Annotated in this window: 22 protein-coding genes; 15 read left to right on the forward strand and 7 right to left on the reverse strand. The window is 60.7% G+C overall.

Annotated elements, in window-relative coordinates:
• Nucleotides 1–46: 46 nt before the first annotated feature.
• Nucleotides 47–1624: a bifunctional metallophosphatase/5'-nucleotidase gene (locus tag VWY60_RS09000; protein WP_416540320.1), complete on the reverse strand. Its 1578-nt coding sequence runs from the start codon at nucleotides 1622–1624 to the stop codon at nucleotides 47–49.
• Between the two features lie 154 nt (nucleotides 1625–1778).
• Here VWY60_RS09000 and VWY60_RS09005 point away from each other — a divergent pair, with 154 nt between their 5' ends.
• Genes VWY60_RS09005 through arsC form a run of 3 tightly spaced genes read left to right on the forward strand, consistent with a single transcriptional unit; the run spans nucleotide 1779 to nucleotide 3510 of the window.
• Nucleotides 1779–2117 carry a DUF952 domain-containing protein gene (locus VWY60_RS09005; RefSeq protein WP_416538616.1) on the forward strand — a complete coding sequence of 113 codons (339 nt, stop codon included), beginning with the start codon at nucleotides 1779–1781 and terminating at the stop codon, nucleotides 2115–2117.
• A complete protein-coding gene (locus VWY60_RS09010; protein ID WP_416540321.1) occupies nucleotides 2114–3172 on the forward strand; it encodes a quinone-dependent dihydroorotate dehydrogenase in 1059 nt (352 codons plus the stop codon). The genes VWY60_RS09005 and VWY60_RS09010 overlap by 4 nt, the downstream gene beginning before the upstream one ends.
• Entirely contained in the window at nucleotides 3169–3510 is a 342-nt protein-coding gene (gene arsC, locus VWY60_RS09015; RefSeq protein ID WP_340545279.1) for an arsenate reductase (glutaredoxin), read from the forward strand. Before VWY60_RS09010 ends, arsC begins: the two co-directional genes overlap by 4 nt.
• Before the next feature lie 79 nt (nucleotides 3511–3589).
• On the opposite strand, the gene VWY60_RS09020 is transcribed toward arsC, so the two are convergent.
• The 3 genes from VWY60_RS09020 to VWY60_RS09030 are packed head-to-tail and all read right to left on the reverse strand — an operon-like array spanning nucleotide 3590 to nucleotide 5912.
• A complete protein-coding gene (locus VWY60_RS09020) occupies nucleotides 3590–4921 on the reverse strand; it encodes an MATE family efflux transporter (RefSeq protein ID WP_416540322.1) in 1332 nt (443 codons plus the stop codon).
• A 5-nt stretch (nucleotides 4922–4926) separates the two neighbouring features.
• Nucleotides 4927–5493: a PaaI family thioesterase gene (locus tag VWY60_RS09025; RefSeq protein WP_416540323.1), complete on the reverse strand. Its 567-nt coding sequence runs from the start codon at nucleotides 5491–5493 to the stop codon at nucleotides 4927–4929.
• Complete coding sequence (locus VWY60_RS09030; RefSeq protein WP_340545276.1) at nucleotides 5490–5912, reverse strand: PaaI family thioesterase; 423 nt, start codon at nucleotides 5910–5912, stop codon at nucleotides 5490–5492. Before VWY60_RS09030 ends, VWY60_RS09025 begins: the two co-directional genes overlap by 4 nt.
• 115 nt (nucleotides 5913–6027) lie before the next feature.
• Here VWY60_RS09030 and VWY60_RS09035 point away from each other — a divergent pair, with 115 nt between their 5' ends.
• The 8 genes from VWY60_RS09035 to VWY60_RS09070 all read left to right on the forward strand — a co-directional run bounded on the left by VWY60_RS09035 (nucleotide 6028) and on the right by VWY60_RS09070 (nucleotide 14980).
• Entirely contained in the window at nucleotides 6028–6405 is a 378-nt protein-coding gene (locus tag VWY60_RS09035; RefSeq protein ID WP_340545275.1) for a MerR family transcriptional regulator, read from the forward strand.
• 372 nt (nucleotides 6406–6777) lie between these two features.
• Nucleotides 6778–7179: a MerR family transcriptional regulator gene (locus VWY60_RS09040; protein WP_340545274.1), complete on the forward strand. Its 402-nt coding sequence runs from the start codon at nucleotides 6778–6780 to the stop codon at nucleotides 7177–7179.
• 79 nt (nucleotides 7180–7258) lie between these two features.
• Entirely contained in the window at nucleotides 7259–9040 is a 1782-nt protein-coding gene (locus tag VWY60_RS09045; RefSeq protein WP_416540324.1) for an acyl-CoA dehydrogenase C-terminal domain-containing protein, read from the forward strand.
• A gap of 141 nt (nucleotides 9041–9181) precedes the next feature.
• Nucleotides 9182–9394, forward strand: coding sequence for a hypothetical protein (locus VWY60_RS09050; protein ID WP_340545272.1), 213 nt, complete (start codon nucleotides 9182–9184; stop codon nucleotides 9392–9394).
• A gap of 67 nt (nucleotides 9395–9461) precedes the next feature.
• Nucleotides 9462–10613 (forward strand): acyl-CoA dehydrogenase family protein, encoded by a 1152-nt coding sequence (locus VWY60_RS09055; protein ID WP_416536233.1) that lies wholly within the window; start codon nucleotides 9462–9464, stop codon nucleotides 10611–10613.
• Between the two features lie 281 nt (nucleotides 10614–10894).
• Nucleotides 10895–11533: a glutathione S-transferase family protein gene (locus VWY60_RS09060; RefSeq protein WP_416540325.1), complete on the forward strand. Its 639-nt coding sequence runs from the start codon at nucleotides 10895–10897 to the stop codon at nucleotides 11531–11533.
• A 10-nt stretch (nucleotides 11534–11543) separates the two neighbouring features.
• Nucleotides 11544–12755 (forward strand): acetyl-CoA C-acetyltransferase, encoded by a 1212-nt coding sequence (locus tag VWY60_RS09065; protein WP_416536237.1) that lies wholly within the window; start codon nucleotides 11544–11546, stop codon nucleotides 12753–12755.
• Between the two features lie 23 nt (nucleotides 12756–12778).
• Entirely contained in the window at nucleotides 12779–14980 is a 2202-nt protein-coding gene (locus VWY60_RS09070; RefSeq protein ID WP_416540326.1) for a 3-hydroxyacyl-CoA dehydrogenase NAD-binding domain-containing protein, read from the forward strand.
• A gap of 158 nt (nucleotides 14981–15138) precedes the next feature.
• Here the strand turns inward: VWY60_RS09070 and VWY60_RS09075 are convergent, their stop codons facing one another.
• Nucleotides 15139–15828, reverse strand: a complete 690-nt coding sequence (locus VWY60_RS09075) for a Hint domain-containing protein (RefSeq protein WP_416537375.1) — start codon at nucleotides 15826–15828, stop codon at nucleotides 15139–15141.
• Between the two features lie 175 nt (nucleotides 15829–16003).
• A complete protein-coding gene (locus tag VWY60_RS09080; RefSeq protein WP_416540327.1) occupies nucleotides 16004–16669 on the reverse strand; it encodes a sulfotransferase family 2 domain-containing protein in 666 nt (221 codons plus the stop codon).
• Between the two features lie 137 nt (nucleotides 16670–16806).
• On the opposite strand from VWY60_RS09080, the gene VWY60_RS09085 reads away from it, so the two are divergent.
• The 4 genes from VWY60_RS09085 to VWY60_RS09100 all read left to right on the forward strand — a co-directional run bounded on the left by VWY60_RS09085 (nucleotide 16807) and on the right by VWY60_RS09100 (nucleotide 21853).
• Nucleotides 16807–18435 (forward strand): AMP-binding protein, encoded by a 1629-nt coding sequence (locus tag VWY60_RS09085; RefSeq protein ID WP_416540328.1) that lies wholly within the window; start codon nucleotides 16807–16809, stop codon nucleotides 18433–18435.
• A gap of 111 nt (nucleotides 18436–18546) precedes the next feature.
• On the forward strand, nucleotides 18547–19557 hold the full coding sequence (locus VWY60_RS09090) for a hypothetical protein (RefSeq protein ID WP_340545265.1): 1011 nt from the start codon (nucleotides 18547–18549) through the stop codon (nucleotides 19555–19557).
• A 456-nt stretch (nucleotides 19558–20013) separates the two neighbouring features.
• Nucleotides 20014–21096, forward strand: coding sequence for a ribosome small subunit-dependent GTPase A (rsgA, locus tag VWY60_RS09095; RefSeq protein ID WP_416540329.1), 1083 nt, complete (start codon nucleotides 20014–20016; stop codon nucleotides 21094–21096).
• A gap of 4 nt (nucleotides 21097–21100) precedes the next feature.
• Nucleotides 21101–21853 carry a VOC family protein gene (locus VWY60_RS09100; RefSeq protein WP_416540330.1) on the forward strand — a complete coding sequence of 251 codons (753 nt, stop codon included), beginning with the start codon at nucleotides 21101–21103 and terminating at the stop codon, nucleotides 21851–21853.
• 608 nt (nucleotides 21854–22461) lie between these two features.
• On the opposite strand, the gene VWY60_RS09105 is transcribed toward VWY60_RS09100, so the two are convergent.
• Nucleotides 22462–23793: an SPOR domain-containing protein gene (locus VWY60_RS09105; protein WP_416540331.1), complete on the reverse strand. Its 1332-nt coding sequence runs from the start codon at nucleotides 23791–23793 to the stop codon at nucleotides 22462–22464.
• Between the last annotated feature and the right edge of the window lie 178 nt (nucleotides 23794–23971).

Genomic DNA, 23971 nt, shown 5'->3' on the forward strand with positions numbered 1-23971 from the left:
CGCGGTCCAGTCTGGATTGTTGAGGCAGCGCAATAGCTGCGCCCGGTCACTTCTGGCTGATGCGGCCGTCGGTGTAGGGCTTATAGGGGGAGTTCTCGACCAGATACTCTGCCATGACATCCGCCAGATCCGGGCCAAAGTCATAGGCGTTCTTGTCGTCGCCTGCGAAGACCTTGTAGCCATCACCGCCATTGCGGACGTAGTTGTTTGTCACGACAACATAGGTCTTGGTCGGATCAATCGGCACGAAGCTGTCGCCTTCGCTCACCATGACCTCCTGAATGCGGCCCTCATTGGGTGCAACCGACGGATCCCAGGTGAATTTCAGACCAGCGACCTGCGGGAAGCGGCCCTTGACCTCTTCAACCTGGCTCACCCCGTTTTCCAGGGCCGCGATGACGTCCTCGCCAGTGATTTCAAAGGTCGAGAGCGTGTTCTGGAACGGCAGGACCGTCAGGACCTCTCCCATCGTGACCTCGCCCGGCTCCAGGCTCGCACGGATACCGCCCGAGTTGGCAATCGCAATGCTGACACCCTGATCCTTCACTCGGTCCAGCATCGCATCGGCCACCAGGTTGCCCATCTGGCATTCCTGAACACGGCAATTGTCGCGGTCGCCGTCAACAGCTTCTGCGCTCTCGGCGACAACCTTGTTGCGGATCTCGTCCAGCGGTTTGGCCAGCTCGGCGATGCGTGCGACGGTATCCGCATCCTCGGTGACGGTGCCATCCATAATCAGAGGTTCGCCAACCGCTTCGACGACATTGCCTGCATCATCGAAGGTCACGTTCAGCTCACCCAGGAACTTGCCATAGGCATAGGCCTGCACGATGGCCACATCATTGACCATGGTCGGGTATGGCCCTGAAGCATCTTCCGAAGTGTTGGAAAGATAGGTGTTGCTGTGCCCACCCACGATGACGTCCACACCCGTGGTGCCCGCCGCAACGCGCTGATCCACGGCATAGCCCGAATGGCTCAGCACGATGATCTTGTTGACGCCCTCGGCGGTCAGCCGGTCGACCTCCCCCTGCACGGCATCAACCGGGTTGGTGAAGGTGATGTTTTTGCCCGGGCTGGCCAGATCGGGCGTATCTTCGGGAGTGAGGCCGATCAGGCCGATCTTTTCACCGCCGCGTTCGATCACGGTGGATTTCTTCAGCACATCGGCCAAGGCAGGCTCAGCGCTGACATCGGCATTGGACATCAGAACCGGAAACTGAACCGAATCCATGAACCCGCGCAGGACCTCGGGGCCATCATCGAACTCGTGGTTGCCGACAGTCATGCCGTCATAGCCAAGCTTGTTCATCATCTCGGCGGCAACTTTGCCCTTGTAGTAGGTGTAGTAGAGCGAGCCCTGAAACTGGTCGCCACCATCAACAAGAATGCTGTTGTTGCTGCGCGCGCGCGCATCCGCCAGCGCAGTTACCAGACGTGCCGATCCGCCAAAGCACTTGCCCTCGGCATTGTCCCCTTCGCGGCAGCCGCTGTCATACTTGCTGATCGGCTCAAACCGCGAATGAAAGTCATTGGTGTGCAGGATGGTCAGCTTGTAGTCGGCTGCGGCTACGCCCGCCGTCAGGCCAAGCGCGGCAACAGACGTCAGAAAACGCGTCATCATGGAAACATACTCCCTTATTATTTTTCTATTGCCGGATGGTGAGGGGAAATGCGGGCGCAGTCAAAGGGGAAAAATTCATCGCCGTGCTGTCTTTGCGTCAAGACCGATCATATTCAGCCTTGATTCACCTCTGCGCGCAGGGCATCACCGCGCCATGCTCATCTATAAAATCTTCCGCACCGACGAATGGACCACCCTTCAGGCAGAGGGTGAGACCCTCGGCGCCCCCATCGATCTGAGCGATGGTTACATTCATTTCTCCACCGCCGACCAGTCCCAGGAGACCGCAGCCAAGCATTTTGCCGGAGTTGACGGGCTTTGGCTGATTGCGGTCGATGCCGAACGGCTGGGGCTAGACCTGCGCTGGGAAGTGTCGCGGGGCGGCGCCGAGTTTCCCCATCTCTACCGCAAGATGACCATGACTGATGTGGTCTGGGCGAGACCGCTGCCGCTGGTCGACGGCACCCATCAATTCCCGGAGGATATGGCGTGAGCCTCGTTGAACGTCTTGCCCTTGGTGCGCTGCATCGCTGCGACCCGGAGACCGCCCATGGCTTGTCGATCAAGGCGCTGAAACTGGGGCTGACGCCCGCCCCCGGCCCGGTCACCTCCCAGCGTCTTGCGACCGAGATCGCCGGTCTGTCCCTGCCAAATCCGGTTGGCTTGGCGGCGGGATTTGACAAGAACGCCGAAGCACTGCGCCCGCTCTCTCAGGCCGGGTTCGGCTTTATCGAGGTGGGGGCCGCGACGCCGCGCCCGCAACCCGGCAACCCCAAGCCGCGCCTGTTTCGTCTGACCGAAGATCAGGCGGCTATCAACAGGTTCGGCTTCAACAACGACGGCATGAGCGTGATCGGCCAGCGTCTTGCGGCCCGCCCGCGCGATGCTGTGATCGGCCTCAATCTTGGGGCCAACAAGGACAGCAGCGACCGCGCTGCCGATTTTGCCAAGGTGCTAGCCCATTGTGGGGCGCATCTGGATTTTGCGACGGTGAATGTCTCCTCGCCCAACACCGAGAAACTGCGCGATCTGCAGGGCAAGGCCGCCCTGTCAGCGCTGCTCAGCGGCGTGATTGAGACGCGGGACGGGCTGGACCAGCGGGTGCCGGTGTTCCTGAAAATCGCCCCCGACCTTGACCGCGCTGGGATCGAGGATATTGCCGAGGTGGCGCTTGAAACCGGTATTGATGCGGTGATTGCCACCAATACAACGCTTGATCGCGACGGGCTGAACAGTGCACATCGTGGCGAAACGGGCGGCCTGTCTGGCGCGCCGCTGTTTGAGAAATCCACCCGCGTTCTGGCGCAGCTTTCTGAGCTTCTGGACGGTCGGGTGCCTCTGATTGGCGTGGGCGGCATCTCCACAGCCGAACAGGCCTATGCCAAGATCTGCGCCGGCGCATCGGCGGTCCAGTTTTATACCGCCATGGTCTATGCCGGACTGTCATTGGCCGGAGAGATCGCGCGCGGGCTGGACCAGCTGCTGGCCCGCGACGGTTTTGACACTGTCGCAGATGCCGTCGGCAGCAAACGCGGGGACTGGCTATGATCACCTACTGGCACAATCCGCGCTGCTCAAAATCCCGTGCGGGCCTTGCCCTGCTTGAGGAGGCCGGAACAGCGGTCACCCTGCGCCTTTATCTGAAAGATGCGCCCTCGGAGGCAGAGCTGGCGGAGGTTCAGGCCAAACTGGGTGTCACTGCAATTGAGATGATGCGCAGCGGCGATGCCACCTTCAGGGAGCAGAACCTCAGCCCATCGGATGATGACGCAACGCTGATCGCGGCGATGGCCGCGCATCCGATCCTGATTGAGCGCCCCATCGCCATTTCGGAAACAGCAGCCGTGATAGGCCGTCCTACCGAAGCGCTGAAAAAACTGCTCTGACAGGAGCTGTCCGAAACAGTGGCCACCTGAAACAGTCGCCATCTGAAACACAGCTGCTCTCTTTCAGCCCATCCCCGACCTATGCGCCGACCTGCGCTTCGAGCCGTGGATAGCGCAGACCAAGCGTCGCACCTCGCGCAAGGTTCAATACCATCAAAGCCGCCCAAAGCCCGTGATTGCCGAGGAGCGGCACCAGAACCAACAGGGCCACAACGTAGATCGCCACCGATTGCAGCATCGCGATCCGCATGTCCCGCGTCCAGGTCGCCCCGATGTAGATCCCGTCGAACATATAGCTGGCCACACTGAGCAGCGGTAATATCGCAGCCCAGATCAGGTAATCCCGCCCGGCTGCCCGCACCTCAGGCGAAGTGGACATGACATCGATGAGCCAACCACCGCCCAGCCAGAACAGCAGCCCCAGTGCGATTGCGCCGCCCACGCCCCATTGGCTGGTCACCACCGCTGCGCGTCGCAGCTGCATCCGCGCCTTTGCACCGACCGCGCTGCCCACCAGCGCCTCGGCAGAAAAGGCAAAACCGTCGAGCGCAAAGGCCGTTATCTCAACGAATTGCAGCAACACCTGATTGGCTGCGAGCGTCACATCGCCCAGATCGGCGCCGATGAACAGAAAGGTCGTGAAGGATCCGGTCAGCAGCACCGAGCGGATCATGATATCGCCATTGACCTGCATCATGCGTTTCAGCCGCACAGGATCGAACACACGGGCCCAGTTGCGCCACTGGCTGCCCGCAAAGGCGTCGCGGCACAGCCACAGCCCCAGCGCAAGACCGCTCCATTCCGCGATCAGGGTTGCGACCGCGACCCCTTCGACTCCCCAGCCCAGCCCCAGCACGAACCAGAGATCCAGCAGAATATTGAGACCGTTCATCCAGATTTGCAGGGCAAAAACACCGCGTGTGCGTTCAACCGCGATCAGCCAGCCTGTGACCGCATATAGCGCGATGGTCGCAGGGGCACCCCAGATGCGAATCTGAAGGTAATCCCGCGCCAGCCCTTCGACCTCGGCACTGGCAGGGGCCAGCGCAAAGGCCCCCCAGAACACCGCGACCTGTCCAACAATGAACACAAGGCCCGCAGCAAAGGCCAGCAGGATCCCCCGGGTGAGCAGCGCGCCCGTTTCTGCCCAGTCTCCAGCCCCGCGGGCCTGCGCGGCGAGACCCGTGGTGCCCATCCGCAGAAAACCGAAGATCCAATAGATCGTCGCCAGAATGACCGCACCGATGCCTACCGCCCCAATAGGAGCCGCCTGCCCCATCTGGCCGACAACTCCAGTATCCACGGCCCCCAGAATAGGCACCGTCGCATTCGAGAGTACAATCGGCAGCGCAATCTTCAGCACCCGCGCATGGCTGATCGGTTCCGGCACCTCGGCGCTGGCCGTGGACATGCGTTCTAGCCCTTGTCCCGAGGCGCGGCGTCGGCCACGAAATCCGGCGCGGCAGACCCCTGTTTTGCCGCCTCCTGCGGCATCAGGAAATGGCCCGTGGCCTGGGCGAACAATTTGTCCTTGTGATCCTGCCAGGCCGCCACATGGACCGAGGCATAGCGCCGACCGGACCGGGACACGGTGGCGCGTGCATAGGCGTCTCTCGGCAGCCCGGAACGCAGGTAATCCACCGTGAAATCAATGGTCTTCGGCTGGCGTGGCAATTTACCTGCGGCCAGTTCCTCAACATCGAGCGTGCCGCTTTCGATGCGCTCCCACAGGTTGGCCCAGGTCAGGGTCATCACGGCTGTCACCTCCAGAAAGGCCGCTGTGACACCACCGTGGATGGCGGGTAGAAACGGGTTACCGATCAGCTTGTGATCGAAATTTAGCTGCGCCGTCAGCTCATCGCCGCGACGATCAAACGTGATGTTGAGAAAACGCGCATAGGGCACGGATTCCACAAGCGCGGCGAGGGCAGCGTCGCGCCGTTGCTTCACCACCTGAACGGGTTCGGGACGGGGGCGGCTCAAAATTTTGCCTCCACGGTAAAGGCGCCAACCGCCGTAGCGACGGGGTGTGCCTCATCCTCGTCCATCGCCGTCGCACGGACGAAGGCGACGTTGCGGGTCATGTGATGACAGGTCGCGCGGGTCACGATCCGCTGCCCGGGGGTGGCCGCACGCATGTAGTCGATACGCAGGTCGATCGTGGCGGTGCCGCCCGGCGCCGACGGGTGGCACATCACCGCCGCGCCGCAACAGGTATCCATCAGCGCCGACACCGCGCCACCGTGGATCACCCCGGTTTCCGGGTCGCCGATCAGTTTCTCATCATAGGGCATCACGATCTCGGCCGTGCCATCCCCCAGTTCCGTGAGGGTCATCCCCAGTTCCTGCGCATGCGGGATGGCTTCAATGAACTGTCGCGCGAGCTGCGTCTTGTCGACCATGGGCTTCCCCGTTCCTATGTTTTCCTCTTTATCGGCCAGACCTTGGCCGAAGAGCAACCCCGGCGGTTGAACCCTTTGCCGGTTGTGCTTAGTTTGCGGGTAAGGGAGATACGGAATGACCGAACAGAAATTGTCATTCAAGGAGATGTGCAGCGAATTCGACGTGACCCCGCGCACGCTTCGCTACTATGAGTACATCGAATTGTTGCAACCCGATCGCGAAGGCCGGTCGCGGTTTTACGGTGCCCGCGAGCGGGCCCGGATGAAGCTGATTATGCGGGGACGCAAGTTCGGCTTCCAGCTCGAAGAGATCCGCCAGTGGCTGCTGATCTATGAAAACGAGGGCGATGAGGCTCAAAATCGCGCCTTTGTCGAAATGGCCGACCGCCAGATGGAAGAGCTGCGCAAGCAGCGCGAACAGCTCGACGAAGCGCTTCAGGAACTCCACGATCTGCGAGCCACCACGCTCAACCTGCTGAAACAAGACGCCTGATCCCAGCCGACCAAGCGTCAGGTTGGATCCGCTTTTGACACTCAACGCCCCGCCAACTGGTGGGGCGTTTTCCGTTCTGCGGGCTCGTCAGCGCGTGATCTGCCGTCCATGTGACTGATGTTTCAATCAAAAAAATCGAACATAATCCACGCGAAAAAGCCCGATAATTTTGTCGGTAATTTGCACGATCGCCCTATTTTAAGGGCTGATAGCCAAACCCGAAACGAAGTAACGTTACGTCAGTCCAGTGGATCCTACGTCACCTCGGAAAGTGACGCAGCGTTCAACTTACGTCAACGTCAAGTTGCTGTTGTAAACGACGGGCAAGCTGCTCACCTTAGTCTCACAACCCAGCAGTTATGAGTTACGACGATGACCGATGAAACCAAGACCATCCGCCAGATGTGCGATGAGTTCGGCGTTACGCCGCGTACATTGCGGTTTTACGAAGCCAAGGAGTTGCTGTTCCCGATCCGCGAGGGTCAGAAACGCCTCTTTACCAAACGCGACCAGGCCCGGCTCAAGCTGATCCTGCGCGGCAAGCGGTTTGGCTTCAGCCTCGAGGAAATCCGGCAACTTCTGAATCTCTATCATATGGGCGACCAGCAGCTGACGCAGTTGACCCGCACCTATGACATCGCCTGCGACCGGCTCGCCGATATGGAGCGGCAGCGCGATGAGCTGAACGAGGCAATTGACGATCTGAAAGAGCAGCTGCGTTGGGGCGAACGTGTGATCGCCTCGATGAGCGCCAAACAAGAAGCCGCGGAATAGATCCCGGCCCCCATGCCTGCCTGTCCCAAGATGGGAGAGGCAACCAGACAGACACCGCAGAACCACAGCGAGGACCGCGATGCCCAGTTACACCGCCCCGATCAAAGACACTCAGTTCATTCTTCACAATGTTCTGAAGATCTCTGAAAGCGCCATTCCCGGCTATGACGAGCTGGACGCCGATTTCACCAATGCCGTGCTGGAAGAAGCAGGCAAGATCTCCAGCGAAGTCCTGCACCCGCTGAACACCGTCGGCGATACCGAAGGCTGCCGCCTTGAAAATGGCGTCGTCTACACACCGACCGGGTTCAAGGCTGCGTTTGAGCAGGTCAAGGAAGGCGGCTGGACCGGTCTCGACATGCCGGAAGAATACGGTGGCCAGAACATGCCCTATATCATGGGCACAGCCGTGGGCGAGATGTTCTCCGCTGCGAACCAGGCCTTCACCATGTATCAGGGCCTGACCCATGGCGCCGCCTCGGCGATCCTCGCCCATGGTAGCGACGCCCAGAAAGATACCTATCTGCCGAAAATGGTGTCCTGCGAATGGACCGGCACGATGAACCTGACCGAACCGCACTGCGGCACCGATCTGGGTCTGATGCGCACGAAGGCCGAACCGCAGGATGACGGCAGCTACAAGATCACCGGCCAGAAGATCTTCATCTCCTCCGGTGATCACGACATGGCCGACAACATCATCCACCTGGTGCTGGCCAAGATCCCCGGCGGCCCCGAGGGCATCAAAGGCGTGTCGCTCTTCATCGTGCCGAAGTTTATGGTGAACGAGGACGGCTCGCTCGGCGAACGCAATGGTGTCTCCGTTGGCAAGATCGAAGAAAAGATGGGCATCCACGGCAACTCGACCTGTGTGATGAACTACGACAGCGCAACCGGCTACCTGCTCGGCACCGAGCACAAGGGCATGCGCGCCATGTTCACGATGATGAACGAAGCCCGCCTCGGCGTTGGCATGCAGGGTCTGGCTCAGGCCGACGCCGCCTATCAGAACGCCTTGGAATATGCCAAGGACCGTCTTCAGGGTCGCGACGTGACCGGCGCTAAGAACCCGGAAGGCCCGGCGGACCCGCTGATCGTCCACCCGGACATCCGCCGCAACCTGATGGATCAGAAAAGCTTTGCCGAAGGCGCGCGCGCATTCATCCTTTGGGGCGCAAAGATGATCGACCAGGCGCATCGCGCCGAGGATAAGAATGCCGACGGGCTGATCTCGCTGCTGACACCGGTCATCAAAGGCTTCCTGACTGATCAGGGTTATGACATGACCGTTCAGGCACAGCAGATCTACGGCGGTCACGGCTACATCGAAGAATGGGGCATGTCGCAATACACCCGCGATGCCCGGATCGCGATGATCTACGAAGGCGCCAATGGCGTTCAGGCGCTGGATCTGGTCGGCCGCAAGCTGGCGCAGGATGGCGGCAAACATGTCATGGCCTTCTTCGAGATGGTGAAGAATTTCTGCAAAGAAAACGGTGACATCTCCGACACTTACAGCAAGGAGTTCATCGAACCTCTGAAAGCCGCGTCGAAGGACCTTCAGGCCGCTGGCATGTATTTCATGCAAAACGGCATGACCAACCCGAACAATGCGCTGTCTGGGTCTTATGACTTCATGCACATGTTTGGTCACGTCTGCCTCGGCCTGATGTGGGCGGAGATGGCCAAGGCCGCACAGGCAGAGCTTGACGCCGGGTCTTCTGACGCCGCGTTCTACGAGACAAAAATCGCGACCGGGCGGTATTACATGGCACGCAGGCTGCCTGCGACGGCGCTGCACCTCAGCCGTATCCAGACCGGCGGCGACACGGTGATGGCACTGGCGGCAGACCAGTTCTGAAGCGCAGTTTGATCATCTCGGAGCCCCTTTTCGTGAGGGTCTCCGACACCGCCCCCGTCTGATCATCGGGGCGGCAGGATAACAGGCGATCCGGGCCATCCGGGGCGCCAGAACCAGGGCGTCGCAATTGGAGGAGAGACAATGCCCAAACGCTTTCGCCTCACGCGCCGCCTGCCGGTTGCCATGACCGAAGATGGCTACCGCCGCTTGCGCCGATTTTCGCAGGAGGCCGGCCTCGACGAAGGCGAAGCCCTCTCCTTCCTGTTTGAGAATTTCGACAGCGTCACAGATCGCGACAACCTCACCCACCGGCTGCGGCTCTTCAATGCCGAGCTTGAGGATCGCAAGAAATAGGCCGGCCCACACCGTCCACAGAAAACAGATGCCACAAGGCACGAGACAGCCACCAAAGGGGAGCCCCATGAGCGCAGAGCAAAAATCCAGCTGGATGACCGAAGAGCATCAGATGCTGGCGGATATGACCGCCCAGTTCATCACCCGCGAATGGGCGCCGAAATTCGAGACCTGGCGCAAGCAGGGCATGATGGATCGCTCCACCTGGAATGAAGCTGGCGCCCTTGGCCTGCTCTGCCCCTCCGTACCGGAAGAATACGGCGGCGTCGGTGGTGATTTTGGCCATGAAGCCGCAATCCTGATCGAAGGCAGCCGCGCCAATCTCGCCAGCTGGGGCCACGGGATCCATTCCGGCATCGTCGCCCATTACGTGCTGGCCTATGGGACCGAAGAGCAGAAACAGCGTTGGCTGCCCAGGATGATCACCGGCGAACTGGTCGGCGCTCTGGCGATGACCGAACCCTCCACCGGCTCCGACGTGCAGCGGATCAAGACAAAAGCAGTAAAAGATGGCAACGCCTACCGGCTGAGCGGTCAGAAAACCTTCATCACCAATGGCCAGCACGCCAATCTTATCCTGGTGGCGGCCAAGACCGACCCCACCGAAGGATCCAAAGGCATCTCGCTGGTGGCGGTTGAGACCGATGGCGCAGAGGGTTTCAGCCGCGGCCGCAACCTCGACAAGATCGGTTGCCATGCCGCAGATACCTCGGAACTCTTCTTCGACAATGTCGAGATTGCGCCGGAAAACATCCTCGGCGGCGCCGAGGGTCAGGGCTTCTACCAGATGATGCAGCAGCTGCCGCAGGAACGGCTGATCATCGCCTGTGGCGCCGTCGGTGCCATGGAAGGGGCGGTTGAACGCACGATCGCCTATTGCAAGGAGCGCGAGGCCTTTGGCGGGCCGCTGACGCAGTTTCAGAACACCCGGTTCAAACTGGTCGAATGCCAGACAAAAACAAAGGTTGCCCGTGCTTTCCTTGATGAATGTATGGTCGAACATCTGCAGGGCAAGCTGACCGTGGAAAAGGCGGCGATGGCCAAATACTGGATCACCGATACCCAGGGTGAGGTGCTCGACGAATGTGTCCAGCTGCATGGCGGCTACGGGTTCATGCAGGAATATGCCGTGGCCGAGATGTGGGCAGATGCCCGCGTTCAGCGCATCTATGGCGGCACCAATGAGATCATGAAGGAATTGATCGCGAGGTCCCTGTGAGGCCTCGGGCTGCACATATGGACGCAGATGCCGGAAGCCTCCGGCGGGAGTATTTGGGGAAAGATGACAGGATGAGACGCGCCTCCCCCCGAGCTCTCCGCCTAATGGGTCGGCGCGCCGTCACCTTTCACGGTCATCGGCTCTCCAGCCTGTTCCGCAGGACCATGCTGACGCCATCTACCTTAATACGGTGTGAAGGTTCCGTCATCTTTCCAGAAATACTCCACGGGGGTGCGGGGGTGTGAAACCCCCGCTTCGCAAGCAGACACAGGGAGCAACATATGACACTCAAACTGCATTGTTTCGGTGAAAGCGGCCATTCCTATAAGGCCGCCCTGGCTCTTGAACTGGCCGGGATCGACTGGGAGCCGGTGTTTGTGGATTTTTTCAGCGGCACCACCCGGGGTGATGCCTTCCGTCGAGATATCAACGACATGGGAGAATGCCCGGTGCTGGTGGATGGCGATCTGACACTCAGCCAATCCGGGGTGATCCAGCAGTATCTGTCGGACACTTATGGCCGGTTCGGCGGCGCCACTGCCGAGGAAAAGCGCGAGATCCTGCGCTGGCAGCTATGGGACAATCACAAATTGTCCTCAAACGCAGGCTTGTGCCGGTTCCTGATGAATTTCCTGCCCGAAGACAAACGCCCGCAGGAGGTCATCGCCTTCCTTCAGGGCCGTCTGCAAGGCACCTACGCGATCCTGGACAAACATCTTGAGGGGCGAAGCTGGATTGTCGGCGATGGGCTGACCAATGCCGATCTGACCTGCTGCTCCTATCTCTATTACCCCGAACCCTTCGGCTTTGATCGAGCCGAATGGCCCCATATTGACGCTTGGCTCTCGCGGCTGAGCGCACAACCGGGCTGGAAAGCCCCCTACGACCTAATGCCCGGCAACCTGTCGGACCGAGCCTGAGGAGACTGATATGACCGAAGCCTATATTTACGACGCCGTGCGCACCCCGCGTGGCAAAGGCCGCAAGGATGGATCCTTGCATGAAGTAACGGCCGCCCGTCTCTCTGCGGTGGCGCTCAACGCTCTGAAGGAGCGCAACAATCTGGAAGGCCACGCAGTCGAGGACGTGATCTGGGGCAATGTGACCCAGGTTGGCGAACAGGGCGCCTGCTTGGCGCGGACCGCTGTTCTGGCCTCTGATCTGGATGAATCGATCCCCGGCGTGTCGATCAACCGCTTCTGCGCCTCGGGTCTGGAAGCCGTCAACATGGCCGCCAACCAGGTGCGGGGACGTGCCGGTCATGCCTACATCGCCGGCGGTGTGGAATCCATGAGCCGTGTCCCCATGGGCATGGACGGCGGTGCCATTGCTGTTGATCCGGCGATTGCCATCGAGAACTACTTTGTGCCCCAGGGGATCTCGGCAGATATCATCGCCACCGAATATGGTTTCTCGCGTGATGATGCCGATGCCATGGCGGTGGAATCCCAGCGCCGGGCGAAGGCGGCCTGGGACGACAAGCGTTTCGCGCGCAGCGTTGTCCCGGTGCGCGATATCAACGGGCTGACCATTCTCGATCACGATGAATACATGCGACCCGGCACCGACATGCAGTCGCTCGGCGGTCTGAACCCCTCGTTCCAGATGATGGGTGAGCAAATGCCCGGCTTCGACAAGATCGCGATGCTGAAGTACCCGCATCTGGAGCGGATCAATCACATTCACCACGCGGGCAATTCCTCCGGCATCGTCGACGGCGCCGCTGCCGTACTGATTGGCGACAAGGAGTTCGGCGAGGCGATGGGCCTGAAACCGCGCGCCCGTATCAAGGCCACAGCCAAGATCGGCACCGACCCCACCATCATGCTGACCGGCCCCGTGCCCGTCACCGAGAAGATCCTGCGCGACAATGGCATGGAGATTGGTGACATCGACCTCTTTGAGGTCAACGAGGCCTTTGCCAGCGTCGTCATGCGGTTCGAGCAGGCCTTTGGCGTCGACCATGACAAGGTGAACGTCAATGGCGGCTCGATTGCCATGGGCCACCCACTTGGTGCGACCGGCGCCATGATCCTCGGCGCACTGCTGGATGAGCTGGAGCGCAGCGACCGCGAAACCGGTCTTGCGACACTCTGCATCGGGTCCGGCATGGGCGCGGCCACCATCATCGAACGCGTGTAACCCAGGCGACAGGAGACTAAGATATGTCTGATTTCACAATGAAAAAAGACGCCGACGGCGTCGCCATCATCACCTGGGACTGCCCCGGCAAAAGCATGAACGTTCTGAACGGTCAAGCGATGCTAGACCTCGACGGGCTGGTTGACGACGCGCTGGCAGATGATGCCGTCAAGGGCATCGTCATCACCTCGGGCAAAAAAGACTTTGCCGGCGGCATGGATCTCAATGTGCTGGCCAAGATGAAAGAAGATGCCGGTGACGAACCCGCCCGTGGTCTGTTCGAAGGCATCATGAAAATGCACCACGGTCTGCGCAAGATCGAACGGGCCGGCATGGATCCGAAAACCAACAAGGGTGGCAAACCCGTGGCAGCAGCCCTGCCCGGCACAGCTGTTGGCATTGGTCTGGAACTGCCGCTGTCGACGCATCGCATCTTTGCCGCTGACAACCCCAAGGCCAAAATCGGCCTGCCTGAGATCATGGTCGGCATCTTCCCCGGTGCAGGCGGCACCACCCGTCTGGTACGCAAGATGGGTGCCATGAACGCTGCGCCCTTCCTGCTGGAAGGCAAGCTGGTCGATCCCAAAAAAGCCAAGGCCGCAGGCATCATCGACGAAGTGGTCGAGGATCCGCTGGCCGCCGCACGCGCCTGGGTTCTGGAGGCAAAAGACGCCGATATCGTCAAACCCTGGGATGCCAAGGGTTACAAGATGCCCGGTGGCGCGCCCTATCATCCTGCGGGCTTCATGACCTTCCTTGGTGCAGCAGCCATGGTGCATGGCAAAACATTTGGCGCCTTCCCGGCGGCCAAAGCGCTGCTGAGCGCGGTCTATGAAGGCGCGCTCGTGCCCTTTGACACCGCGCTGAAGATTGAGGCGCGCTGGTTCACCCATGTGCTGATGAACCCTTCGTCCGAGGCGATGATCCGATCGCTCTTCCTCAACAAGGAAGCGCTGGAAAAAGGCGCTGTGCGCCCGGCGGGCATCGAGGATCAGTCGGTCAAGAAAATCGGCGTTCTGGGCGCTGGCATGATGGGGGCCGGTATCGCGCTAGTCTCCGCTCAGGCCGGGATGGAGGTTGTTCTGATCGACCGTGATCAAGCCGCCGCCGACAAGGGCAAGGCCTATACCGAAAGCTATCTCGACAAGGGCATCAAGCGCGGCAAAGTCACGGCCGACAAGAAAGAGGCGATGCTGTCACGCATCACCGCAACCCCTGATCTGGACCACCTCAAGGGCTGCGATCTGATCATCGAAGCGGTCTTTGAGGATCCCAGCGTCAAGGCGGAGATGACCAAGAAGGTCGAGGCCATCATCCCCGACGATTGCATCTTTGCCTCCAACACCTCGACTCTGCCGATCACCGGTCTGGCCGAAGCCTCGGTGCGCCCGGAGCAGTTCATCGGCATTCACTTCTTCTCGCCGGTGGAAAAAATGTTCCTGGTGGAGATCATCAAGGGTGAGAAAACCGGCGACCGCGCAGTGGCCAAGGCGCTGGACTACGTGCGCCAGATCCGCAAGACCCCGATCGTGGTCAATGATGCCCGGTTCTTCTACTGCAACCGTTGCATCATCCCCTACGTGAACGAAGGCGCGCGGATGATCACCGAGGGCGTTGCCCCTGCGTTGATCGACAATGCCGCACGCCAGTTGGGCTTCCCGGTCGGTCCGATCCAACTGACCGATGAGACCTCGATTGACCTTGGTGCCAAGATCGCTCGCGCCACCAAGGCGGCAATGGGCGATGCTTATCCCGAAAGTGCTGCGGATGATCTGATCTTCTGGATGGAAGAACAGGGCCGTCTGGGGCGCAAGTCCAACGCTGGTTTCTTCGACTATGACGACAAGGGGAAGCGGCAGGGTTACTGGAAGGGCATGCAGGAGAAATACCCGCTGGCCGAGGAACAGCCGGACCTGATCGAGGTCCAGGAACGCCTGATGTTTGCACAGGTTCTGGAAGCCGTGCGCGCGCTGGAAGAAGGTGTTCTGATGGACATTCGCGAAGGGGATGTTGGCGCGATCCTGGCCTGGGGCTTTGCGCCCTGGTCCGGTGGCCCGCTGAGCTGGCTGGACATCATCGGCACGCCTTATGCTGCCGAGCGCTGCGACCAGCTGACCGCGAAATATGGCGAACGTTTCACCTGTCCGCCGCTGCTGCGCGAGATGGCTGAGAAAGGCCAGACTTTCTATGGCCGGTTCAGCCCGGAGGCCGAAAAGGCCGCCTGATTGAGGTCAGATGACGTCTGAAAGCTCTGAAAGCGGCGCCTCCGGGTGCCGCTTTTTTCACATCAGGAAAGCCGCCTAAGTGGTTATGAAGAATAAAAACCGCCTCCGATATGGTGACGGTCCTGTCTCTGTTTTCACTTGTTGGATTACAGCGCGGTCTAGACCATCGCTGCGTATTCCGCAGCACCATGCCCACCAGGCCCCATCGGCAATGTATTGGCCCAGACGCTTTCCTCGGTGATCATGTCGATCACCAGTTCGCGGGCAGCGTCGGGCTCCAAAACCCGATAAAGCTCGGCATAGGCGCTGGTGTCGAACGACAGAATGTCACGCGGTGACACGCTAAAGCTCAGCAGACCCGCCTCCAGATAGATGACCTCATCCTGTGCAAACCGTGGCACCACGATCTCGACCCGTGTGTCAGGCTCGACCCGGCCAATGCCGCGGTACCCTTCCAACGCGCAGGCGGGTACGACAACAAACGGATCGCCCTGCCCATCACAGGCAAGATCGCTCTCGATCAGGATCCCCTGGTTCGGCATCACCCAGAGCGGCGCGCGATTGTTCAGCGCATCCTGCGGAATATGAACCGGGCATGTCAGCGGATTGGGTCCACCGCTGGAAAGCAGGATTGTTTCGCGGTGGATATCGACAATGGGCTGCATCCCATGGTCGAAGGTCAGGACCATATCGCCCACGGCCAGAGCCTCAATCGGGCGCCAGCCAAGATGTGAGGCCACATGGGTGCCCGACAGGATCCCGCCCTGCCCGGCTGCGACCAACGGGTACTCTGTTGCCAGAGCCTCGGCCATCGGAGAGAGCTTGCGTTTCAGCAGCCAATCCAGCATCGGTTTTCCCTTTCACCAAGGCAGCCATACGTTCTGCATGACCCGTCACGTTACCCGTCCGATAGGCGGCCACTGGCGCGCCTACGGGAGAGATGATCATGGTCGCGGATCGAAGATGCGCCATTTTGGCGAAGACTTCGGACCCAGCGTCGTCCCATGTGATTCCATCTCTCGACTACTGGTCTATCGGTGAATCGTTAAAAGAGTATTCAAACTGGGCAAGATCCGCCTCGCAGGCCTCAGCCACCGCCGCGCGGGCCGCGTCGGTATAGGCGTCCTGCCAGCCTCTGGGACGCTCTGAGGCATTGGCCCGTGGCAGCTGCAGCTCAAAACCCAGGTGATCAAAGAGCGGGGCCGCATCGCATGCGAAATGCTCCAGGCGAATATAGCAGTCGCATTGTTCGCCCCCATCCGCGCGCCGCATATATGACCGCGCCGGATGTGCACGAAACGCTGCAAGCATCCGGGGATCGCTGGCAAAATCGGGAAATGCCAACGCTTTGGCCAGAGCGACCGAAGGGTGATCAAAGCTCTGCTCGCGCAGCCAGTGATAGAGGCTCAGCACCCGATCGAACGGGTTCCGTACCAGCGTAAAGGCAAAGAGACCGCGCAGCTGCGCCTCGGGCACCAGACCGTCAATATCGGCAAGAGTTGAGTGTTTCCACAATCGGCCCCGGGTTTTTGCGTCTCTGAGGCGTCGCCGCCGCTTGCTGGCCTTGGGCGTGTCGCCGAGCATGAGATCATCTGCCATGGCCCGCGCCTCCAGCGCGAGGGACAGCGCGGTGCCCCCGGTCTTGGGGATATGTACAAAGACATAGGAACGGCCAGGCGACAAGATCATGACAGGCAGGCTAAGCGGTTTGAAGACCAATGGAAACCTCGGCCCTGTCAGACAAAAATGTCTTACGCCTTTCATTGGGGGCAACTTTGCGCAATATCTTGCAACCACGTCGCATGAATCATCTTGGAGGGGTCGAAATGGGTTGGATGTCGGACGAGTCGGGACTGGAGAAAACCGCCGCCAACTATGTGCCGCTGACGCCGCTGTCACATCTGCGCCGGGCCGCGCATGTGTTTGCCGATGTCCCTGCCGTCATCTACGGCAGCCATCGCAAGACCTATGCGGCCTATTACGATCGCTGCACGCGGCTGGCCTCGGCGCTTGCGGGGATGGGCGTCCGCCCCGGCGACGTGGTGGCGACCTTGATCCCCAACCTACCGGCCCAGGCCGAAGCGCATTTTGGCGTGCCTGCCTGCGGTGCCGTTCTCAACACGATCAACACACGTCTCGACGTCAGCACGGTCGCCTATATTTTTGACCACGGAGAGGCCAAGGTCGTGCTGGTCGACAGCCAATTCCTACCACTCGCCGAAGAGGCCAAAGCAGCCTGCGACGGCCCGGGACCGCTGATCATTGAGGTCCCGGATGATCAGGCAGCCTATCCGGCGTCTGGTCGGCACCCGGTCTACGAGCATGTTCTGGCCGCTGCCTCCCATGATTTCGACTGGATCATGCCGCAGGACGAATGGGAAAGCCTTGCGCTCAACTACACCTCCGGCACCACGGGCCGCCCGAAAGGCGTGGTCTACCATCACCGTGGCGCCTATCTGATGACCATGGGCACGGTGATTTCCTGGCGCATGGTGATGCAGCCGAAATACCTTGCTATTGTACCACTGTTTCACTGCAACGGCTGGAACCACACCTGGATGATGCCGGTTCTAGGTGGCACCCTGGTGTGCTGTCGCGATATCACCGCGCCCGCGATCTACGATGCGATTGCCGACGAAGGGGTGACCCATTTCGGCGGTGCGCCAATTGTGCTCAATATGCTGGTGAACGCACCCGAAGAGGACCGGCGCAGCTTTGATCACACGGTCGAGGTCTTCACCGCCGGCGCCCCGCCCGCCCCGGCCACCCTGCAAAAGATCGAGGCTATCGGCTTTCATGTCACGCAGGTCTACGGGCTGACGGAAACATATGGCCACGTCACCGAATGCCTGTGGAAAGGCGGCAGCTGGGACACGCTGGACCAGCAGGGCCGGGCCGCGATCAAGGCGCGTCAGGGCGTGGCCTTCCCGATGATGGATCACATTACGGTCATGTCCGACGATATGCAGCAGATTCCGATGAACGGTCAGGATCAGGGTGAGATCGTGATGCGCGGCAATTCGGTCATGAAGGGATATCTGAAGAACCCCGAAGCCACCGCCGAGGCCTTTCAGGGCGGGTATTTCCATTCCGGCGATATCGCCGTGCAGCATCCCGATGGCTATATCCAGATCGCCGACCGCGCCAAGGATATCATCATCTCCGGCGGCGAGAATATCTCCTCGGTGGAGGTTGAGGGCGTGCTAATGGGGCACCCCGATGTGAACCTAGCCGCGGTGGTTGCCAAACCTGACGAAAAATGGGGCGAAGTGCCTTGTGCTTTTGTCGAGTTGAAGTCCGGCGCGGAGGTTGATCCTGCCGAACTGATCCGCTTTGCGCGCGAAACGCTGGCCGGTTTCAAAGCGCCAAAACAGGTGATTTTCCAAGAACTTCCCAAGACATCGACCGGAAAGATCCAGAAATTCGAACTGCGCCAGCAGGCCAAGGCTCTCTGACCCGGTTTCCTGACCAAAGCAGGCGCGAACTGCCGCAAAGTCAATTGCTGACGCTGGGGGCTGCGTGCTATTTGATCTGTGAACAATCGACGGTGAGGACGCGCCCCATTCATGACGGCATTGCGGGAATATCAACGGCTGGAAGCTGCTGCGCTGTGGCGGGCTGCCCCTGACGCGCAGCGGCGCGATGTGATCGTCTCGGTTGGCGACGCGACCCTGACCATTGCGGATATGAATGACCGGCCACTAGCCCATTGGTCACTGGCGGCACTAGAGCGACAGAACCCCGGCAGTTTCCCCGCGTTGTTCCACCCTTACGGCGATCAGGGCGAAACGCTGGAGATCGCGGAAGATGAAACCGCGATGCTGGACGCAATCGACCGTTTGCAATCCGCCCTCACCCGCGCTCGTGCCCGCCCCGGTCGCCTTCGCTCGGTGACGCTGCTGTCGGCGCTGGCTGTCGTGACCGGTCTGGCGGTGTTCTGGCTGCCCGATGCGCTGCTCTCGCATACGGTGAATGTGGTGCCGGACATCAAACGCAAGGCGCTAGGACAGGCGCTGCTTGGCCGGATCGAACGGGTGTCAGGTCAGGCCTGCAGCACATTGGAGACCGCGCCCATTCTGGAACGTCTCGCAGAGCGGCTGGATGTGCGTCAGTTGGTGATCCTGCGCAGCGGCGTGGCCAGCAGCCTTTATCTGCCAGGTGGCATCGTGCTTCTGAACCGCGAGCTGGTGGAGGATCACGAAGATCCGGCGGTAGCAGCTGGCGCGGTACTGGTGGAGCGCGCCCGTGCGGTGGAAAAAGACCCCCTGGCCGAGCTTCTGGCCGCGGGCGGCATTCGCGCCACCTTCAGGATGCTCACAACCGGTGAACTGACCCGTGCAACCCTCGACCGTTATGCGGAAACCGTCATTAGCGCGCCGCGCCCCACGCCGGACGAGGCCACGACACTCGCTGAATTTGCCCGTGCTGCCGTTCCCTCCAGCCCCTATGCCTACGCTCAGGACATTACCGGTGAAACAGTGCTCGGCCTGATCGAGGCCGATCCGATGGCGGGCCGTGACTTGCAGCCGGTACTGAATGACCGCGACTGGGTGCAGCTACAAAGCATCTGCGGCTGATCCAACAGTACCGGTGTGGAACACATCGCACCTCTGACACGATGCGTTGAGATTTCTGCATCCTGTCACCGGGCCGCTGCACGCAATACTGACGCAAACGTCAAGCATTCGGGATCCCGATCGGAACTTCACCGCGAACGTTTCCAGGGTCGGCAGAGTGCGACGGAGCTGACATACCTTTTTCCTGCTGAATGGCTGCTACAGATACCTGAAGACGAGTTCCAAATCAGCCATCAACGGTTGTGTTGTGCATGTTTCCCCACTATCTGCACGTCATCTGTAATGGAGTTTTCATGTCCCGGTAAGGAAGGGAGGCAGCGCGCCTCCCGGAGCACATACAAAATCGCAAACATCGCCGTCACTTTGTAGCTGACGGGTCTGTTTGATGTGCTCACTCGTTTCCTACCATCGGCGCCCAAAATTGACTTGGGCCAGAGACATGAAAGTGAACACCCTATGACGAGGGATTACTCAGACTTCCTTCCGCGTCGCGCGCGCGACACCGGATCACAGGCCAAACTCAGCCCCCTTCATGCGCTGGGATGGCAACCGTTTTTCACCCAGCAAGTTAGCGTGGAAGACATGGCCGCGATACCTCCTGTTCGCGTTGTCGAAGTGCATCGCAGCGGGCTGCACGCCCTTGGTGACGGCATCGATACCATCCTTCCGCCCAGAGCCGATGTGACTGTCGGGGACTGGCTGTTGCTGGACCAGTCGCACCCGCGGTCCAGTCGGGCTCTTGAGCGTACCAGCCTTATCAAGCGGCGCGCGCCCGGCACCGACCGGCAGGAACAACTGATCGCGGCGAACATTGATACGGCCTTTATCGTCACGTCCTGCAATCAGGACTTCAAATTGGCCCGGCTTGAACGCTATGCCTCCTTGGCGTTCGAGGCGCGGATCACGCCCGTCATCGTCCTCACGAAAACCGACCTCTTGGCGGATCCTCAAGACTACATCGACGCGGCCCGCGCTGTGTCGGACATGATCGACGTCGTCGCACTTGACGCGCGCGGTTCTGCCCCGAAGACGGACCTTGCGACCTGGTGCAAGCCCGGCAAGACGGTGGCGTTCCTCGGCTCGTCCGGTGTTGGGAAATCGACGCTGGCCAATGCGCTGCTCGACAGCCAATCCATCGAGACCCAGACCATTCGCGAGGACGACGCGAAGGGGCGGCACACGACGACGCGGCGTGAGCTTCATGCGATGCCCAATGGCTGTCTGATCCTGGACACGCCGGGCACGCGGGAATTGCAGCTCACCGATGCGGCGGACGGGATCAATGATCTCTTTGCTGACATTCAGGAGTTGGCCGCGCGGTGTCGATTCAACGACTGTCAGCACGAGACCGAGCCGGGATGTGCGGTTCTGACGGCTGTTGATGAGGGCGTTCTCGATGCCCGTCGGCTTGGCAGATGGCGTAAGCTGATGGCGGAGGACGCGTTCAACTCCGCGAGCCTTGTGGAACGCAGGTCGCGCGACAAGGCGTTCGGAAAAATGGTGCGCGGCGTCAAGAAAATCAAAGATGTCAGGAGGTAAGACGATGACGCGGTCGAAAGCGGGTCAAATCGTATGGCACGACCTTTTCACATCGGACAGGGCGTGTTCGATGGCATTTTACCAGTGCGTCGCCAACTGGACGTATGAAGTCGAGCGGGCGACGGATTTTGCCTGGGGAGGCGGCGAGAAGGATTTCGTCCTCGCACTCTCCGGGGACGAAGCGGGTGCGGGGTTGGCCGAGACGCCTGCCGAGCACGAAAATGGCTGGATCGCTTACATCGAGGTTCCCGACGTGGACGCGGCGGTCAGGCGCGTCGCCACGCTCGGTGGCAAGATCGTTCGGGAGCCATTCGAGGTGCCGGGTGTCGGTCGCAATGCACTCGTCCGCGATCCGCTCGGTGCTCTGGTCGGGATTTCGCTGTCCCGGCACAGCTTCCCTGTTCCGCGTCGGCAGTTCGGCCCTGACGTGTACGTCGGCGACGGGACTGACTTCCCGCTGGCGTTCTATGCAGAGCTTTTTGGATGGCAGGTCTCTCCCGAGCAGGACACGGATTCTCTCGCACTCCTCGGGCCTAGGGGCGATCTTGTTGCACTCCAACATGCCGCAACCTGGCCAACCGGTTCAAATGCAGCTTGGGTCCCATGCATCAAGGTTGCTTCAGTCTCCGATGCCTGCCGTGCTGCTGAAGCCAAAGGGGCGCGTCCGGCTTCTGTAGATTTGAATGAAACCGTTCAAGCCCATAACCCCATCCTGTGTGATCCAGACGGCGCGCCGTTTGCTCTTGGCATCGAATAGGCGACCACTTTCTAGCAGTTCGCCAATTCTTCACAGGAACTGCAGATCGGACATTTGTACGCTCTGCAGCATTTGCGGCTCAGGGCTCACTGCCCGCTTCGCTGCGTCGCCCATGGATGGCCGCTCTAGTTCTCTTCGCAAAGATCAGGGGTAAGCTGCTCTGGCGTAGTTTGCGAAGCGTCGGCCAACGCCTGCTCAATCTTTGCGATCTACTCATTCTTTTGCCTACCAAAGTACCGCAGAGTCCGTCGCTCCCAATTCGCAGGCAATCCTTGCAAGGGAGCTTCCCCGAACTCGAAGATCGGCGTTGCGGCGGTCACGTCTATCTAACTGCTGCTTTGTGGGCTGACGCATATTGGCACAATGGCGCGGCGCAATTGTTAGGACAATACAGAACGTCCGCGAGCCATTTGCCGATACTGCGACCATGTTGTGAAGGAGGAGTTCGGCCGGGGCCGTGTTGGGTTAATGATGAGACGAAAAAGTCAAATATCTCTGACGTTCTAAAAGCGGTTGGCGCAATCATAGCGCCGCGCCAAGCCGCCCCCGCTCCGTTGCGTGAACGCAGATTGGCCAAACAACGTGGCTGACCGGACCCACCGTCGTGATTACTTGCTCAGCCGCGCGCCAGAGAACCCGGCCGCGCGCACTGTCGACAGGGCCGCTTGCGCCGCCTCCCCGACAAAAGGCCCTGCCAGAACGACCTGCAGGCTCTGACCATTGCGGTTGACCCGACCCAGACGCACCGGCAACCCTTTTTGGCGCAACCGTTGAGCCACGGCGTCGGCCTGACTTACATCGGCGAGGGTCGCCGCGCGCACATACCGAGTAGCCGGAGATGACTGAGGTTTGGCCATCGAAGCCGAGGCCGCGCGCGCTGATGTCGCATCGCCGGAAGGCGCCGACCGGGTCGACAGACGGGTGACCAGGGTCTCCTCATCGGTGCCCACGGACGTGCTCGCATCTCCTGCAAGCTGTCTCTGCGAAAGCTTCACAACCGGTCGATCGACCGGACGGCGAATGCCTTCGCGGGGGACGGTGCGCGTCCAGATCGCGCCGGTTTGCGGCCCGCGGTTCGGATTGTAGCGATCCTGATGGATCACCCGCACATATCCCGCAGGCACGCCATCGTTGGCCGCCGCGAGTACGCCGCCCAGCGACATCTCCGCCCGGCGCGGATTAAGACGGTCATCCTCCCATGCGCGGCGATACCCCTGCGGCACTACCAGCCCTCGGCTCAGGCTGCGCTCCTGATAGACATGCTTGGGAACAACGCGGGTGTTGGGATCCAGAACCGAGGACAGGCGGCTGCTGCCCCCCTGCGGCCCGCATCGCACGTTGCCCGTCTGGTTGATATATTGCTGGCTCAGGGCAGACGCGCCGGGACAGCGGCCAAAGCCCGGCGCCGAACTGGCCGTTGTCACGGTGCTGACAGGCGGACGATAGGCATCATCCAGTGGCTGCCGGCGCGGCAGCTTCGCCGTTGATGTGCCAACCCGAAGCGGCTTTGCCTGTCGCACGGCACTGCGCTGCGGCTTGGTGGTGGTGACGGTCTGCGGCGCGCGCGCTGCTGCAACCGGCTCTGTAGTTGCTGTTACGGCGCCTTCCAGATTATTCGCTCGCTGCCCCTCCGGCAGGGTGATCAGCTCCGGCGCCGGAGCCGAAGTGGCTCTCGACGAACTGGGGGCCGCAGCAAGCTCAGTGGGCTGGAAGCCGCAGAGCTGTTTGCGGCTGCGGGTTACCCTCGGCACCCAGGTGACATTGCCGTCGATCCCCGCCCGAATGAAAACACAGCCGCGACTGTCGACATATTGCTTGCCTGCAAAGGAGGCGGGCGGAAATTCTGCCGGCGGTTCCGTGGGGCGGATCGACTGCGCCTCTGCTGTGCCGAAGCAGGCCGCCGCGATCAAAGCACTTGCAATAATTCTAGTAAGCGTCATCCGAGAGCCCCACAACATATGGCCGCAGGATGCCCGAAAAGCGAATCTGAGTAAAGCAGGGTTTCCCCGATTTCACGAAAGATCCCAGAGACATCGCTGCCGTTACCCTCCCCGCGCCCGGGTGTGTCAGCCGACGGACATGGAAAAGGCGCCTGTTGCCAGACGCCCTTGGCTTCGT

The organism is Phaeobacter sp. JH20_26, from assembly GCF_048056275.1.
In the GTDB taxonomy this organism is placed as follows: domain Bacteria; phylum Pseudomonadota; class Alphaproteobacteria; order Rhodobacterales; family Rhodobacteraceae; genus Phaeobacter; species Phaeobacter bryozoorum.